The organism is Methylobacter sp. sgz302048, from assembly GCF_052162025.1.
Classification (GTDB): Bacteria; Pseudomonadota; Gammaproteobacteria; order Methylococcales; family Methylomonadaceae; genus Methylobacter.
In genome coordinates, this window is the sequence record NZ_CP197401.1 from 2,973,156 (window position 1) to 2,988,839 (window position 15,684).

A 15,684-nucleotide genomic window follows, 5' to 3' on the forward strand; every position below is an offset into this window, starting at 1 on the left:
TCCTTTATTTATTTTTAGAAATGTGACCAACACCAGCGTGGAAAATTCGAAAAACTTGAACTTGTATTTGCTGACGCAATCACATTCAGACTGCTCTGCAATCACGCAAGAAGATATCGGCAGGTGAACCATCCACAGAGTTCACGAGCTATTTGGAATACGGAAATGATGAGATCATACAGACTCTCAGCCCTTCATGAGCCTTGAGTCCTTTGTGATTTTATATGCTGAACTGCTGGGTATGGATCAAACCAGCCTGATTCCGTCTTTTTCAATGAGGATAAGCTGTTTCTTGTACAAGGCACCGATGGCTTGCTTGAACACTTTCTTGCTGACCCCGAACGCCGCGTAAATCGCTTCCGGCGGGCTTTTATCGCTCAATGCCAAATAGCCGCCGCTTTGCTTCAGCCTGGCCAGGATTTTATCGGTCAGCGGTTCGACTTTGCCGTAACCGGGCTCATGCAGCATCAAATCGATTCTTTTGTCATCCCTGATCTGCCTGATGTAACCCTCTGCCTTCTGCCCTTTTCTGAGAGGTTGGAACACTTCGTTTTTATACAGCAGGCCCCAATGGCTATTGTTGACCACAGCCTTATAGCCCAGATCGGTTTTATCGGCGATGATCAGCGATACTTTCTGGCCTGGCTTGAAATCGACCGATTCTTCCTCTAACCATTCGTCCAGTTTGGTCGTCGCGGCAATACGCCCCTTGTCATCCAGGAATAATTTGACCAGATAGGACTTGCCGACTTCCATTTCATGGTGCTGTTCACTGAATGGAACCAGCAGATTCTTGGGCAGTCCCCAGTCTAGAAAAGCGCCGATATAATTGATAGAGACCACTTTCAGCCAAGCCACTTCATCTACCTGAGCCAGCGGCTTTTGCGTCGTCGCGGCCAGATGGCCTTCCGAATCGACATAGACGAACACATCCAAAGTATCGCCAACCTGGCAATTGGTGGGCAGTTTTTTATCGGCCAGCAGGATTTTCCTGGCGGTTCCGCTATCGAGATATATCTCGTAGCCCAGCTGTCTGGCGACTTTCAACTTGTTGATTTTGCCAATGTTGATCATGAATAAATACTCGATAAGTTTTTGAAAAGTGGCTTGTTTCTACGAAGCATGAAGCTGTCTGATTTCTGCTTCACATGAAATGCTTTTAGGGGCGACTGAAGTCGCCCCCACATTCCTTAGCTGGTGATGACAAACCGCACGGCATCCAGCCTCAATTGCGCCACCTGAATGTTTTCATGCAACAGCATCGCCCTATCCTTCAGCAGCTCGATTTCTTCCTCTCTAATAGTCGGATTGACTTTCTTCAGTCTGGCCAAGCGTTTTATCTCGCTGGTCAATGAATCCAGCATGGCCTTGGTCGCATCGGCGATCAGTACCTGCATATCGGCGTTGGCTTTTTGCTCGGCTTTGTCCAGCATCTTGACAAGATGCTGGCGCTGACCGTTCATGAACGCCACTATCTTCTGCTTATCGAAAGTCGTTCCTGTTTCAATCAGGCTGCGGTGCGCTATGGTTTCGCTCAAGTCTTTGATATTCTGGTCAATGAGGACCCGAATCGGGGTATGCGGTAGAAAACGTCCGACCTGCAGTTCGGCAGGTGCGCTGCATTCGACAATGAACAGGCACTCCAGCAGAAACTGCCCGGCTTTCAGATCGCTGTGTTTAACCACGCTGACCGCGGCGTTGCCGGTTTCACTGGACAGCACCATATCCATGGCGCCTGTTACCATCGGATGCTCCCACGTCATGAACAGCATATCTTCGCGCGCCAGCGCGCAGGCCCGGTCAATGGTCACGGTGACGCCGTCTTCAAGCAGCCCCGGAAAATGGGCGAGCCGCAAATGCTCGCTGGGTCTGAGGATAAAGCAGTCGGGCGAGTGAAATTCGGTATCGACGCCATAGCACTCAAACACATCTTCCATATAGGGCCAAAGCACGCCTTCGTTCTCGTAGGCCTTGAGCTGGTCGATAATAACCTGGGCCGGCTCTTTCCGGCAGGAATTCAATTCCAGCAACTGGTCGCGGCCGTTGTGCAATTCGATCTCGATTTCCGCCGTCAGAGCTTTCGTTTTATTGATGAAAGCGTCTATCTCGGCCTGACTCTCGGTCTGCAGAAAAGCGGTCAATTCATCATGCAGCCGGTCGGCGACTGGCTGGGCCGCCGAGCAGTTGCTGCGGAAGGCGTTCAGGCCTTCGTCATACCAGCGATACAGGCGGTGCTGTTCGGTATTCTCCAGATAAGGCACATGAATCTGGATCACATGCTTCTGGCCGATACGGTCAAGCCGCCCGATGCGTTGCTGCAGCAAGTCGGGATTGGTCGGTAAATCGAACAGAATCAGGTGATGGACAAACTGAAAGTTACGGCCTTCGCTGCCGATTTCGGAGCAGATCAGCAGTCTCGCAGCGCTTTCCTGATCAGCAAAATAGGCGGCGGCGCGGTCACGCTCGATGATCGACATGCCTTCATGGAATACCGCCGAGGCAATGCCGGCGCGGTTTCTCAGGGTTTGTTCAAGGTCGATCGCCGTTTGCGCGTGCTTGCAGATCAGCAGGGCTTTTTGGCCGGCCAGCTGCTTGATTTTATCGACCAGCCAGACATAGCGGGGATCTTGTTGCAGATCATCGGCATTGGCCTGTCCGGTTAACGCATAACCGTAACGTTCCCGTTCAGGAAAGCCTTGCACCGTTTGCCGGGAGTTTCTGAACAGAATGCGGCCCGTGCCGTGGTGATCCAGTAGTATCTTGATCAATTCACTGCGCGCAGCCGGTGCTTTGGCGGCATCGCTCAGATTTTGCAGCAGGATTTCAACATTGTCGTTTTTAAGCAATGTCCTTAACGAGTCTGTGGCGGCTCCATCGAGCGGTTTACCGGCCAGCAGCACCTTGGCCGCGTTGGCGACCGGCTCAAAAAGCCGTTCTTCTTCCAGGAACGCTGCAAAGCTGTAGAAGCGATCCGGATCAAGCAATCTTAACCGAGCAAAATGGCTCTCTTTGCCCAACTGCTCCGGCGTGGCGGTCAGCAATATCAGGCCGGGCGCCAACTGAGCCAGACGCTCGACAAACAGATATTCGAGGCTCGGCGCTTCCTCGCTCCATTCGAGATGATGCGCCTCATCGACAATGACCATATCCCAAGCCACCTGTAGCGCCTGCTGCTGCCGGCGCGGATAAGCGGCGAAGAAGTTCTGGCTGCACAGCACCAGCTGTTCGGTTGAAAAAGGGTTATCCCCGTGCGTTTCGAGGCAGCGCTCTTCATCAAAAATGCTGAACCGCAGGTTGAAGCGTCTGAGCATTTCGACCAGCCATTGATGCAACAGACTTTCCGGCACCATAATCAGAATCCGGTTGCTCAGCCCGTTGATCAGCCGATGATGGAGGATCAGGCCAGCCTCGATCGTTTTGCCTAGGCCCACTTCATCGGCCAGCATGATTCTGGGCGCAGAGCGATTAGCCGCCTCCTGGGCGATAAACAACTGGTGAGGAATCAGTGAAGTCCTTCCGCCGAGCAGGCCCTTGACGGGCGATTGCTGGTGTTGCTGGAGCCGGCGCCAGGTTTCGTAACGCAGCTGAAACCAGGCGCTGGGGTCGATTTGCCCTGTGAACAACCGATCCTGAGGCTTGTTAAACTGGATGTGGTGATTCAATTCGACTTCTTCCAGACGAACTTCCTGGCCACTCTCATTTTTAGCGATATAGGTGATCAAACCATTTTGCTCGTCCAGTCTGATTACTTTCAGCTTGACCTCATCCATCGATTCAATCGGATCGCCCGGTGAGAACCGGACACGGGTTAAGGGCGCATTATCGCGCGCATAAACGCGTCTTTCGTCACTGGCCAGGAAAAGCACAGTGACTCGATTGCCTGTTACCTCGAGAATAAGACCTAAACCGAGCTCTGATTCGGTATTACTGATCCAACGCTGACCGGGGATGAAATTTTCCATTTATAAATATGCCACTAAAAATAATAATTAAATCAAAAAACGCCATCATTATAAGCGTTACATAAATTGCTGCGGCAATTAATTATTTTTTAGTTTTTTGAATAAAGAACAAGAAGAACTATACTTCCATGGTTCAGCTGTAGTTTGATGCGATAGGAGCAGCTATTGATAAAGGATGCGAAAATAAAATGCCGGTTGTTATAGCGGTCCTGTGTCACTATTTGATTTCGACCCACTTCAACAGGAAATCATAGCTTGGCAGCGTTTGTTAAGCATCCATTAAGGTTTAGCCGCCTACTATTTCTTAAAACCTATAACTGCCGTCAATCGTATTGGTTGACACACCTGCTCTGAACTAAATTATTTACTGAGAAGGATTCTATGAAAAAGTTGCTTTTTATAATTCAATTGGCTGCGCTTGTCGCCGCATATTCCTCGCCTTCTTATGCATCCGGGGGACACGGCAAAGGACATGGCCGAGGCCATCATAAACACCGTGAGGTAATCGTGGAGAGACACTATTACCATGCGCCTGAAGCCAGATATTATCCAGCACCGCCTCCGCCGCCCGCGCCTCGGTATCCAAGTCCTGATCGACGATCCACATCAGGACTGGTAGGAGGCGCTGTAGGCAGTGCTTTAGGCTATGAGATCGGCAAGGGCGACCCCGTTGCTTCCGGACTGGGCGCAGCCGCAGGCGCCTATATCGGCAACGGCATGAGCGGCCGCTAACCATCCATTCTTCACAGCGAACATGAAACCTGCCTGGGGTTGCCCTGGCAGGTTTTTTTCGCCTTTAAATTTGGCCGAGTAAAAACGCTTCCGGCTGCCCTACCCATCCGGCAAAAATACATTACACTTATAAGCTGAATTCCAATATCAGTTCAGGTCACTGTACTTTATGTCTATTTTTATCCGCATCGGTCTAATTTTTTTTATCTTTTCAAGTACGGGCTGCGGGAAGGCCTATCAGGCGGAACATATTGAAACGTCTGACTTTCTGGATGACTATTCCTTGCTTAAAGAAGATCGGCAAGATGATGCCTTGCTCAGTTACTGGAAAAGCGGAACAGACTGGGCTTTTTATAAAAAAGTGATTGTTGATCCGGTCACTATTCATAAGCTTCCCAATTCCAAACTCAATGTATTGCCCCACGCCGATAACTACCGGCTTAAGGAACTGCTTGATTACAGAATCCGCGAAGTCTTGAAACAGGACTTTAAATTAGTCAACAAACCCGGGCCCGATACGCTGCGCATCCAGTTTGTCATCACCGATGCTGACACGGAATCCCATATCGGCAAAGCCAGCGTTGAAGGCAAAATAACCGACTCGCAAACCGGTGAATTGCTCATGGCGTCGGCCGACGGCCGTGGAGGCGGCAGAGCACTCATTGGAGCATTCAACGGTTGGGAAGATATCATACTGGCCTATCAATATTGGGCTGCACAGTTAAGCTATCAGCTCTGTGAAAAACAGGGCCGCAGTGCGTGCCAGAAGCCGAAATTCCCTGCCTGAAAATCTATATATTGATAATCGTAAAAAATATACGCCTTGTCTTGAAAAGCATTATGCTATCGCTTCATAAAATAATTCATGAGGATTCACTATGCCTTATACGCAAGACATTGTAGAGGAACTGAACATGCTGGTCCGTTACAACCTCACTACCACTCAAGAAGGCGTCAAGGTTCACAAGACAGCAGCGCCGGAAGTCATAAACGCTACCCAGCGTTTATACGAAAAAGGCCTTATCTCGCAGAAAGATGGCGGCTATCTGACCAACCTGGGCCGCGAGGTTGCAGAACAGGCCCAGGCTATTCTGGATATACTCAAACCCGCCTGAAATATATTGTCGGATTCCTTAATATTTCATTGATTGCCAGCCTTACCCTCGCTTATTTAATAAATTCAAACACGAACAAATAAAAAAAGGCTTAGCGGTTAAACCGCTAAGCCTTTTCTGTTAAACATGATTAATCGGTCAGGCCTCAAGCACAACCGCTGCCCGAAGCTTTTTCATGGCATTTTGTTCCAACTGCCTGATTCTTTCCGCAGATACATTGTAGCGCTCGGCCAGTTCGTGCAAAGTGGCTTTTTTATCCGCCAGCCAGCGACTGGAGAGAATATCCAGGCTGCGTTCATCCAGCTCCGATAGAGCTTCGGATAATAAATTCTGCTCATGCCCTCCCCAATCTTCATTTTCAAGCAATAAGGCCGGGTCAGTGCCGTGTTGCTGTAGATAGTTGACAGGCGCTATATAGCTTTCTTCCTCGGATTCATCGCTAGGCATATCGAAAGCCATATCCCTGCTATCCAGGCGTTTTTCCATTTCATAAACGGTATCGACATCGACATCCAGGTCTTTGGCAATGGCGGTCGCTTCGTCATTGGACAGCCAGCCCAGATTCGCTTTGGATTTGCGCAAATTAAAGAACAGCTTCCGCTGCGCCTTTGTGGTCGCAACTTTTACGATACGCCAGTTCTTGATGACATACTCGTGTATTTCGGCTTTGATCCAATGCACCGCAAAAGAAACCAGCCGCACGCCGACATCAGGATCGAAGCGCTTCACGGCTTTCATCAATCCGATATTGCCTTCCTGGATAATATCAGGCATAGGCAAGCCATAGCCGCTGTAGCCTCTGGCAACATGAACGACAAAACGCAAGTTGGACATCACCAATTCCCGAGCCGCTTCCAGATCGTCGTGATCCCTGAATCTCAAGGCTAATTCACGTTCTTGATCGGCAGTCAATCTAGGCATCTGCCTGACAAGATTCAAGTAAGCGTCAAATGTTCCGACTGACAGATTAACGGGTAAAGCTAATGCACTGCTCATGGTATCCCCTTGGTAAAAAAACTTAGTTCGAATTCTAGCACTCTCTTTTTAAGAGTGCTAATAATTTTCTAAGTTCCACTGCTCTACTCGGGTTTTAGCTTATGAAGCTGGTAGTTAAGCACAGCCCATGCGCTCAGCACGCTCAGCAAAGAAGAGATAAACAGCAGCGCCGCAGTTTCCGAGTAACTCAAAAACAGCATATGAAAATCCCCTTCATATAAACCGGAAAGTTCCTCTATGGGCTGCTTCACAATCAACATCATCACGGCAACGATAAACCATGCCGCCACGCCTGCAAAAAAGCCGATCCAAAATCCACTGTATAAAAATGGCCGTTGTATAAAGCTGTTGGTAGCGCCTACCAACTTGGCAATCACGACTTCTTCGCGGCGTTTATGCAATTCCAATCGTATGGTATTGCCCGTAACAAACAATACGGCGACCCCCAACAGCAGGCTCAGTACAGTGCTGCCGCGCCGTGCCAACTCCATTATAGACTGCAGACGCTTAATCCACTGCATGTCCATTTGGGCAAAATCGACTTCAACAGCCTGTTTAAAGGTATTAAGCAACTTCTCAAGTTCCAATCCATCTTCCAGAGTATTTTTAGGTAAAACCTGGATGACGATAGGCAGCGGATTTTTTTCCAGCGCTTTGATAGCCTCGCCGAAACCGCTGAAAGTCTGGAACTCTTCCAAAGCCTGATTTTTGGTTATTAATTTGACTTCCTGGACGGCAGGATTGCCCCTTATGTTCTCTGCAAATTTTCTGGCGCTTGCCTCGGAAATATCATCGCGCAGAAACAGCGATATTTGATTGCTTGCTTCCAAATTACCGGCCAACTGCTGAAGATTTGCCACGGCAATATAAAAAACGCTGGCTAAAGAGATGGCAATGGCCAGCACGGTTATGGTCATAATGGCCGTGTACGGTGAATCGACCAGACGCCCGAGGCTGGAAAAAAATGCATGTGCATGCAGGTCAAGATGGGCGTGCAATTTATCTCTGAAATCACCTCTCAAGACTCTGGTTTTCGGACCATCCGCTCTGGCTGGCGTTGCAGTTTTGCTTTTTGGGTGATGTCTTTGAGGCTTTGCAGGTGTTTTTCTGTCTCGAGCATCATATAGACTTCTGAAAATCTTCATCAAGACGCTCGGAAAGCTGGCTGTATTTTTTCTGCGCTTCATCGTTTAACCCGCCACCAGTTGCCCATGATCCAGCTTCAAAACGCGATAGTTCATTTGATTGATCAGTGAGATATCGTGCGACGCAATCAATACGGTGACGCCGACTTGTTGAAACTGCTCGAATAAATGCATGATTTCCGCTGACAATTCCGGATCCAGATTCCCGGTTGGTTCATCGGCTAGAATCATCGGCGGTTTATTGACAACAGCTCTTGCTATGCCAACACGCTGCTGTTCGCCGCCGGATAAAGCCAGCGGATATTTTCTTTCCTTGCCTAACAATCCCACCTTATCCAATGCGGCACGCACCCTACGGGGGACCTCGTGGTGTCCATAACCAGCAATCAGTAACGGTAACGCCACGTTATCAAAGACTGTCCTGTCCTGTAACAATTTATAGTCCTGGAAAATCAACCCGATTTTCCTTCTTAAATAGGGAATCTGGCTTTCCTTTGCCTGATTAACGTTATGGCCGTCCAATAAAATTTGCCCGCGGCTGCAACGCTCGATGACGGCAATCAATTTCAATAAGGTACTTTTGCCAGCCCCTGAATGGCCGGTTAAAAAGGCCATTTCGCCATGTTGCAAATGGAAACTGACATTGCGCAACACATCCCCGGTCTCAGGATAACGCTTGCTGACTTTATCAAACTTTAACATAACATTTTTCAGTCTTTGACGAATAATGCGTCTACAAAAGTTTCCGCATTGAAATCCTGCAGATCATCGATTCCTTCCCCTATGCCGATGAAACGGATGGGAATGCCGAACTGTTTAGCCAGGGCGAAAATGACACCGCCTTTCGCCGTGCCGTCCAGTTTAGTTAAAACCAGTCCCGTTAAGGCAACTGTCTCATTAAACAGCTTGGCCTGAGACAATGCGTTTTGACCGGTACCGGCATCCAATACCAATAAGACTTCATGAGGTGCCGTTTCATCCAGCTTGCCCATGATCCTTTTTACTTTTTTCAGCTCATCCATCAAGTTTGATTTCGTGTGCAATCGACCTGCTGTATCGGCAATCAACACATTGATGCCTTTTGCCTGCGCGGACTGGACGCCATCATAGATAACCGATGCGGAATCAGCGCCGGTATGCTGAGCCACCACATGGATGTTATTGCGCTCTCCCCAGGTTTGCAGCTGCTCGACGGCTGCAGCTCTAAACGTATCGCCGGCCGCCAGCATGACGCTATAGCCTTGAGCCTGCAGACGCTTGGCCAGTTTGCCGATAGTCGTAGTTTTGCCGGCGCCATTGACGCCCACTACCAGAATGACAAATGGCTTATCCTGTTTAGGGATATGCAGAGGCTGGCTGCAAGGTTGAAGCATAGCCAGCAATTCCTGCTTCAAGGCTGATGTCAGCGCGGCGCTGTCGTTCAACTGATGCCGCTCGACGCGCTCAGTCAGGCGTCTAATGATTTCCGTTGTGGCATCCATGCCGACATCGGCCATTAACAAGCGGGCTTCAATCTCTTCCAGCAAATCCTCGTCAATTCCCTTTTGCCCCAGAGAGATAGTGGCTAATGCACCGCTGAGTCCGGAGCGGGTGCGCTTTAGCTGCGATTTGAGGCGTAAATACAGAGATTCGGCCGGCGGCTCGACATAGACCTCTTCAGCAACAACGCCGGCAGGCGCTTCCACCGCAACAAGCTGCGGCGCTTCTGCATAGACGTATCTGCTGTAAAAACTGATGGCGACCAGCGGCAGCATCAGCAGCGCAGAAAACGCATTATGCGCCACTACCGCCCATAAAGGCATGGCCAGCTTGACACTGACAATGCCCATGACGACTTGCACAAACAGCAACACACTCAAAAGCAGACCGGCTTTTCTAACGGGCTTCGGACATTTTTCCGAAGTAGCGCTCAGCATCAGCAAACTGAGCAGAATAAAGCTGACCAGTGCGCCCACCCTATGCAGCCAGTGCGCCGCCACTTGGGCATTGTAGGGAATTACACCGCTGTATCCGTTGATTAAGCCGTTGAATAAATTAAGTGCACCTTGATAATCGGCTTCAGGCCACCAGGCGCCATTGCACTGCGGAAAACCGGCGCAAGCCAATGCAGCGTAATTTGTACTGGTCCATGCGCCTAAAACAGTTTGCAAAAACAAAACCAGCATGGCAAAGCGGGCAAAGTTTACAGGACCTGTGCGTGATTTTGATACAGAAACGAGTGGGTCCAGCCGCAAGTACAGCCAAGACAATCCCCAGAAAATCATCATTCCCAGCAGCACGTGACCGGTTACCACAATCGGCATGGCTTGCGTTTTTACAATCCACGCCCCCAGAGCCGCCTGCAATCCGAACAAGAGCACCAGCGCCCATGAAACTGTTATAGATTGCATGCGCGCCTGTTTCTGACGCCACGACATCAAAGCCAGCAATACGATAAAAAAGCCTAGGAAGGCCGCCAGATAGCGGTAACTCATTTGCTTCCATGCTTTTACGGTATCAAGCGGCTTATCTGGAAATGCTTGTATGGCTTGAGCTCTAAAATCCGCATCATCACTTATTACCAATTGACCATAACAGCCAGGCCAATCAGGACAGCCTAGTTCCGCTCCCGATAAACGAACATAGGCTTCCAGCACGATCACTATTAACGCTAAAACGGCGCTAAAAAGGGTTATTTTTCTAAACATTTTTTATATTTCTATTAACCGATTTGTGAAATTTTCAGAAGATGCATCAGATCGCTTTTTACTTTATAAGGATCGAACCCAGGCTCATATTGCATCATTAAGTTGCCTAACGGGTCCATTAGCAGCAGCATACCGTCAGGTATACCGTCTTGCCTGATAGCAGCGATTTTTTTAATGAGGGCTTCATTTGGCTTGAGTCTTAATAAGCGCGTGTCATCTTTCCACCACGCTGCCGCGGTCTCAGGTGCAATATCCTGAAAAACCATGGCGACACGACGAGTCCGGATCAAATCCTTGCTCATCATTAGCTGTAATTGTTTGGTTTTGTACATAGCATCCTGGCATACTTCATTGCAATCATCATGCGGAATCACATTGACGATCAGCCAGTGTCCCGGCAATTGATCCATATTCTGCGCTGTAAACTGATCAAATCCTGCAAAATCGCTCCGTTCAGTCGTGATAACAGGGGTTATAAGCTGACCGTAATTAGTTCTGCCTTCCAAAAGCTCAGGATTTTCTTTTAATACCCAGGCAATTAAAAAAGGAATGATAGACATACCAAAAATAGCCAGAATCAATAAACGATTTCTTTTCTGCTGATTACTCATTGTCTCTTTTAAAACTGTACCAAATAAATATAAACGTAAGCGTCAAGGCTAACCCGAACCACTGAATCGCATATCCTACATGCTGCTCTGGGGACATAATTGTTGTAGTGCGCCATTCCCGTTTAAATCCTCCGGATAAATTATTATCCAGTTCAATCTGGAACGAGAATAATGGATAGCCTAACTTCTTAGTCAGAACATCACTATCGACCCATTGAACCACCGAGGGCCAGCTGTCAGTCGGAATCTCAGCGCCGGCCAATTTTATACCGACACTAGGAAAACTATTAATCCGCCCCGAAACAGTCGTTTGCTGCTCATCAACAGACAGATCAGGCAAAATTGAACGGTCTTTGTTATTTAGAGGTACCCATCCTCTGTTAACCAGTACCGCCCTGGTCTCCCCCTGCAATATAAACGGTGTCAATACATAATAGCCGGGCTTGCCGTCACTGATTTGATTATCTATCAAAAACTGATGCGCCGAATCATATCTACCGGTTACTGTAGCATGCCTGTATTTCAACACACTCAGATCATCTTCGGCATGTGCCGACAAATGCAGCGTACCGGAAGACATCCTTTGCTCCTCCAGTTTGATAAATGTCCGCTTTTCATCCGATCTTCTTAATTGCCAGGCTCCCAATGACAACAGCAATGATAATAAACACAAGTAAACTATTGTCGGGGCTATTTTGAGCTCCAGTGACCTGGAGCCAACTTTGATAATCATACTTTTTTGCTTTTACCTATTGGCACAGACAACTGAATAATCGAGAATACCAGAAACTTACTTGCCAGCATAACTACACCATGATCATAAAAACCATTGTTATTATTGCCTTCGTCTTCATCATTATCAGCCTCGGCTCTGCACTTTTTTATCTGGTTAAATATAAAGATCAGGAACAATCCGAAAAAACAGTCCGTGCACTGACTTTTCGCATTACTCTTTCAATCATTCTATTCATTTTTATTTTTATCGCCTTTGCTACGGGTATCTTTAAACCTCATGGATTGGGCGTTCAAATGCACGGACAAAAGCCGGCACAGACTCAAAAATAGCATTGCTGTTGTTCCGACAAAAAAAAAGCGCTGCCGGTTTAGGCAGCGCTTTTTTGTCAGCCTTGTTTTTAGATTACATTAAATAAACAAATACAAACAAGCCTAACCACACAACGTCAACGAAGTGCCAGTACCAAGCAGCAGCTTCAAAAGCAAAGTGATTTTCCGGTTTAAAATGGCCTTTCCAGCTACGGAACAGCACAACGCTCAAAATAATAGCACCTACACAGACATGGAAACCGTGGAAACCGGTCAGCATAAAGAATGTAGATCCGTAAATACCGGAACCTAAAGTCAAGCCCATTTCAGTATAAGCTTCATGATACTCATAGGCCTGAAAAGTCACGAATAAAAAGCCCAAAGCCACAGTCGCCATCAAACCTTTGATTAGTTGATCGCGCTTTTGAGCCAATAAGCCATGATGCGCCCATGTGCAAGTTACACCGCTGGTTAACAGGATCAATGTATTCAGAAAAGGCAGACCCCAAGCTCCCATTGGCTCGAACTCGCCGCCGACATGGGCAGGACCGTTAGTCGGCCAGGTAGCTTCAAATGATGGCCACAACAGTTCTTTAGTTGCCGCACCTGTGCCTTCACCACCTAACCAGGGCACAGATAAATTACGGGTATACCAAAGCGTGCCGAAAAAAACGCCGAAAAACATGATCTCTGAGAAGATGAACCACATCATACCCATACGATAGGAAATGCCTACCTGAGTATTGTACATGCCGGATTCACTTTCACCCGCCTGCAAGGTAAACCATCCGGCCAGCATGATAATAAAAACAACCAACCCCAATATCATCCAGGCTGATCCCATGGATGAACCATTTAAATGGTTTGCAAAACCTGCCAGCATTATCATTAAACCGGCAGTACCGATAAACGGCCAGGTAGCCTTATGCGGAACGTAGTAAGAGTTATTTGTAGACATAACCATCCCCTATTATTTTTTTACTGATGATTCAGTATTATCGAAAAATGTATATGCGAGTGTAATCGTTTTATATTTTTCTGGCAGTTCAGGGTTCACAACAAAACGCACGGGCATGGTTTTGCCTTCATGCGCTTTGAACGTCTGTTCTGAAAAACAGAAACACTCTATTTTTTGTAAATATTCAGCCGCAGGCCCTGGCGAAATACTTGGAATCGCCCGTGCCACCATCACTTTATCGGTCTTGTTTTCCGCATAGAAATTCACTGTATGGTATTCGCCCGGATGAATTTTTAATTTCTTCGTTTCTGGACGGAATACCATAGGCGTCGATTCATTCAACGCAGACATAAACTCTACGGTAATTTCTCGGCTCTTATCAACTTCGTAACTTATTTCCTTGACTGCCGCGCCCTCAACCTTGCCATTGAGGCCCGTGATATCGCATAGCACGTCATAAAGAGGAACCAGCGCGTAGCCAAAACCAAACATACCCAATACAACAAACACCAATATAACAACTAACTTAGTGTTTTTTTGCGTAATGTTTTCTTTCATTGAGAAACTGCTCTTATTACCGCAAAAACATAAATAATGACCGCAACGATGATTAATACTACTGCTGTCAGAATATTCTTCTTTTTTGTATCCATATTGCACCTGATAGGCTGACTCTTATAGAGGCAACGTATCTTTAAAGTTACCTTTAATAAACATGATCTAAGCTTACAGATCCATTAGGTTCTAATGGATCTGTAATATTCAGATTAGATATGTTCAGTCGGTACAGTGGCTGGAGGCGTTGTAAAAGTATGGTATGGAGGAGGAGATGGCAAAGTCCACTCCAGGCCATGCTTATGCGCGTCTTCCCAAACTTCATCTGTTGCTTTTATACCTGTACCGCCTTTAATGGTATCGATAACGATCCACAGGAACAGCAACTGGCTGATTCCGAAGATGAAGCCGCCAATACTTGAAATCATGTTCCAGTCAGCAAATTGAACCGCGTAATCAGGAATTCTGCGCGGCATACCTGCCAACCCCAAGAAATGCTGAGGAAAGAACAGAACATTGACTGATACAACAGATATCCAGAAATGCAATCTGCCGATTCTTTCGTTGTACATATAGCCGGTCCATTTAGGCAGCCAATAGTAGCCTGCCGCCATCAAAATAAAGACAGAAGCCGGAACCAGCGTGTAGTGAAAGTGAGCAACGATGAAATAAGTATCATGGTACTGGAAATCGGAAGGCGCTATAGACATCATCAGTCCAGTAAAGCCGCCCATGGTAAACAGTACGACAAAAGCGATCGAGAACAGCATCGGTGTTTCAAATGTCATTGAGCCTTTCCACATAGTGGCTGTCCAGTTGAAAACCTTAACGCCAGTCGGAATCGCGATCAGCATGGTTGCATACATGAAGTACAACTCACCTGCTACAGGCATGCCGACTGTAAACATGTGGTGAGCCCATACGATGAATGACAGAAAAGCGATTGATGCAGTTGCGTAAACCATTGAACTGTAACCGAACAAAGGTTTACGAGCGAATACCGGAATGATGGTGGAAGCCACACCGAAAGTTGGCAGAATCATGACATACACTTCAGGGTGTCCGAAGAACCAAAAGATATGCTGATAAAGAACCGGGTCACCGCCGCCAGCAGCATCAAAGAAACTGGTATCAAAGAAGCGGTCTGTCAACAGCATGGTTACCGCGCCGGCAAAAACCGGCATGATAGCGATCAACAGGAAAGCGGTGATCAGCCAAGTCCAGACGAACAATGGCATTTTCATCAATGTCATAGCTGGAGCGCGCATATTGAAAATAGTCGCAATGATGTTAATCGCCCCCATGATGGACGAAATACCCAGCAAATGCACTGAGAAAATCGCGAAAGGCAATGCAGTGCCAGTCTGCAACACCAGCGGCGGATATAAAGTCCAACCGGCTGCAGGTGCGCCGCCTTCCATAAACAAGGTGCTGGCGAGCAATAGAACACCGGCTACGAGCATCCAGAAGCTCATGTTGTTCATACGGGGCAATGCCATATCAGGCGCTCCAATCATCATTGGAATCATCCAGTTGGCTAAACCTACGAACGCGGGCATAACCGCGCCAAACACCATCACTAAAGCATGCATGGTGGTCATTGAGTTGAAGAATTGGGGATTGACAAACTGCATGCCCGGTTCAAACAACTCAGCACGAATAACCATTGCCATTGCGCCGCCGACGAAAAACATCGCCAGTGCGAACATTAAATACAAGGTGCCGATATCTTTATGGTTAGTTGTAATTACCCATCTTAAAAGCCCCTTCTGAGGGCCGTGATCATGATGATCGTCATGTTCATGTTCAGCTACTACAGCAGACATATTTTAACCTCTATGAATATATGAAAAGATTTTATTGATAACAAAGTCAATGA

The 15,684-nt window shown here is 47.6% G+C and carries 15 protein-coding genes; 4 read left to right on the top strand and 11 right to left on the bottom strand.

The features are described 5' to 3' along the window. Positions 1-246: 246 nt before the first annotated feature. Positions 247-1,074, bottom strand: coding sequence for a CvfB family protein (locus tag ACTNE6_RS13385; protein ID WP_442497088.1), 828 nt, complete (start codon positions 1,072-1,074; stop codon positions 247-249). A gap of 116 nt (positions 1,075-1,190) precedes the next feature. Then, positions 1,191-3,962 carry an RNA polymerase-associated protein RapA gene (gene rapA / locus ACTNE6_RS13390; RefSeq protein ID WP_442497089.1) on the bottom strand — a complete coding sequence of 924 codons (2,772 nt, stop codon included), beginning with the start codon at positions 3,960-3,962 and terminating at the stop codon, positions 1,191-1,193. Positions 3,963-4,343: 381 nt separating this feature from the next. Between rapA and ACTNE6_RS13395 the strand changes: the two genes are divergently transcribed. From ACTNE6_RS13395 to ACTNE6_RS13405, 3 genes are all read left to right on the top strand, one after another. Beyond that, positions 4,344-4,694: a hypothetical protein gene (locus ACTNE6_RS13395; RefSeq protein WP_442497090.1), complete on the top strand. Its 351-nt coding sequence runs from the start codon at positions 4,344-4,346 to the stop codon at positions 4,692-4,694. 169 nt (positions 4,695-4,863) lie between these two features. Continuing rightward, positions 4,864-5,481, top strand: coding sequence for a DUF3313 domain-containing protein (locus ACTNE6_RS13400; protein ID WP_434482262.1), 618 nt, complete (start codon positions 4,864-4,866; stop codon positions 5,479-5,481). Positions 5,482-5,572: 91 nt separating this feature from the next. After that, positions 5,573-5,809 carry a TIGR02647 family protein gene (locus ACTNE6_RS13405; protein WP_194969567.1) on the top strand — a complete coding sequence of 79 codons (237 nt, stop codon included), beginning with the start codon at positions 5,573-5,575 and terminating at the stop codon, positions 5,807-5,809. Positions 5,810-5,947: 138 nt separating this feature from the next. On the opposite strand, the gene rpoH is transcribed toward ACTNE6_RS13405, so the two are convergent. The 6 genes from rpoH to ACTNE6_RS13435 form a co-directional block, all read right to left on the bottom strand. Beyond that, positions 5,948-6,805, bottom strand: a complete 858-nt coding sequence (gene rpoH, locus ACTNE6_RS13410; protein WP_194969566.1) for an RNA polymerase sigma factor RpoH — start codon at positions 6,803-6,805, stop codon at positions 5,948-5,950. 83 nt (positions 6,806-6,888) lie between these two features. Further along, a complete protein-coding gene (ftsX, locus tag ACTNE6_RS13415; RefSeq protein ID WP_442497091.1) occupies positions 6,889-7,803 on the bottom strand; it encodes a permease-like cell division protein FtsX in 915 nt (304 codons plus the stop codon). Positions 7,804-7,995: 192 nt separating this feature from the next. Further along, positions 7,996-8,652 (bottom strand): cell division ATP-binding protein FtsE, encoded by a 657-nt coding sequence (ftsE, locus tag ACTNE6_RS13420; protein WP_027157159.1) that lies wholly within the window; start codon positions 8,650-8,652, stop codon positions 7,996-7,998. Between the two features lie 8 nt (positions 8,653-8,660). Next, positions 8,661-10,637, bottom strand: coding sequence for a signal recognition particle-docking protein FtsY (ftsY, locus tag ACTNE6_RS13425; protein ID WP_442497092.1), 1,977 nt, complete (start codon positions 10,635-10,637; stop codon positions 8,661-8,663). Positions 10,638-10,651: 14 nt separating this feature from the next. After that, positions 10,652-11,248: a hypothetical protein gene (locus ACTNE6_RS13430; protein ID WP_442497093.1), complete on the bottom strand. Its 597-nt coding sequence runs from the start codon at positions 11,246-11,248 to the stop codon at positions 10,652-10,654. Then, the gene (locus ACTNE6_RS13435; protein ID WP_442497094.1) at positions 11,241-11,981 is read right to left on the bottom strand and encodes an SURF1 family protein; all 741 of its coding nucleotides are present in this window, start codon (positions 11,979-11,981) and stop codon (positions 11,241-11,243) included. The genes ACTNE6_RS13430 and ACTNE6_RS13435 overlap by 8 nt, the downstream gene beginning before the upstream one ends. A gap of 80 nt (positions 11,982-12,061) precedes the next feature. Between ACTNE6_RS13435 and ACTNE6_RS13440 the strand changes: the two genes are divergently transcribed. Further along, positions 12,062-12,313: a twin transmembrane helix small protein gene (locus ACTNE6_RS13440; protein ID WP_194969562.1), complete on the top strand. Its 252-nt coding sequence runs from the start codon at positions 12,062-12,064 to the stop codon at positions 12,311-12,313. A gap of 73 nt (positions 12,314-12,386) precedes the next feature. Here ACTNE6_RS13440 and ACTNE6_RS13445 read toward each other — a convergent pair whose 3' ends face one another. From ACTNE6_RS13445 to ctaD, 3 genes are all read right to left on the bottom strand, one after another. Continuing rightward, positions 12,387-13,250, bottom strand: coding sequence for a cytochrome c oxidase subunit 3 (locus ACTNE6_RS13445; RefSeq protein ID WP_194969561.1), 864 nt, complete (start codon positions 13,248-13,250; stop codon positions 12,387-12,389). Between the two features lie 12 nt (positions 13,251-13,262). Beyond that, positions 13,263-13,808: a cytochrome c oxidase assembly protein gene (locus ACTNE6_RS13450; protein ID WP_434482267.1), complete on the bottom strand. Its 546-nt coding sequence runs from the start codon at positions 13,806-13,808 to the stop codon at positions 13,263-13,265. Between the two features lie 209 nt (positions 13,809-14,017). Further along, a complete protein-coding gene (gene ctaD / locus ACTNE6_RS13455) occupies positions 14,018-15,631 on the bottom strand; it encodes a cytochrome c oxidase subunit I (protein ID WP_194969559.1) in 1,614 nt (537 codons plus the stop codon). Between the last annotated feature and the right edge of the window lie 53 nt (positions 15,632-15,684).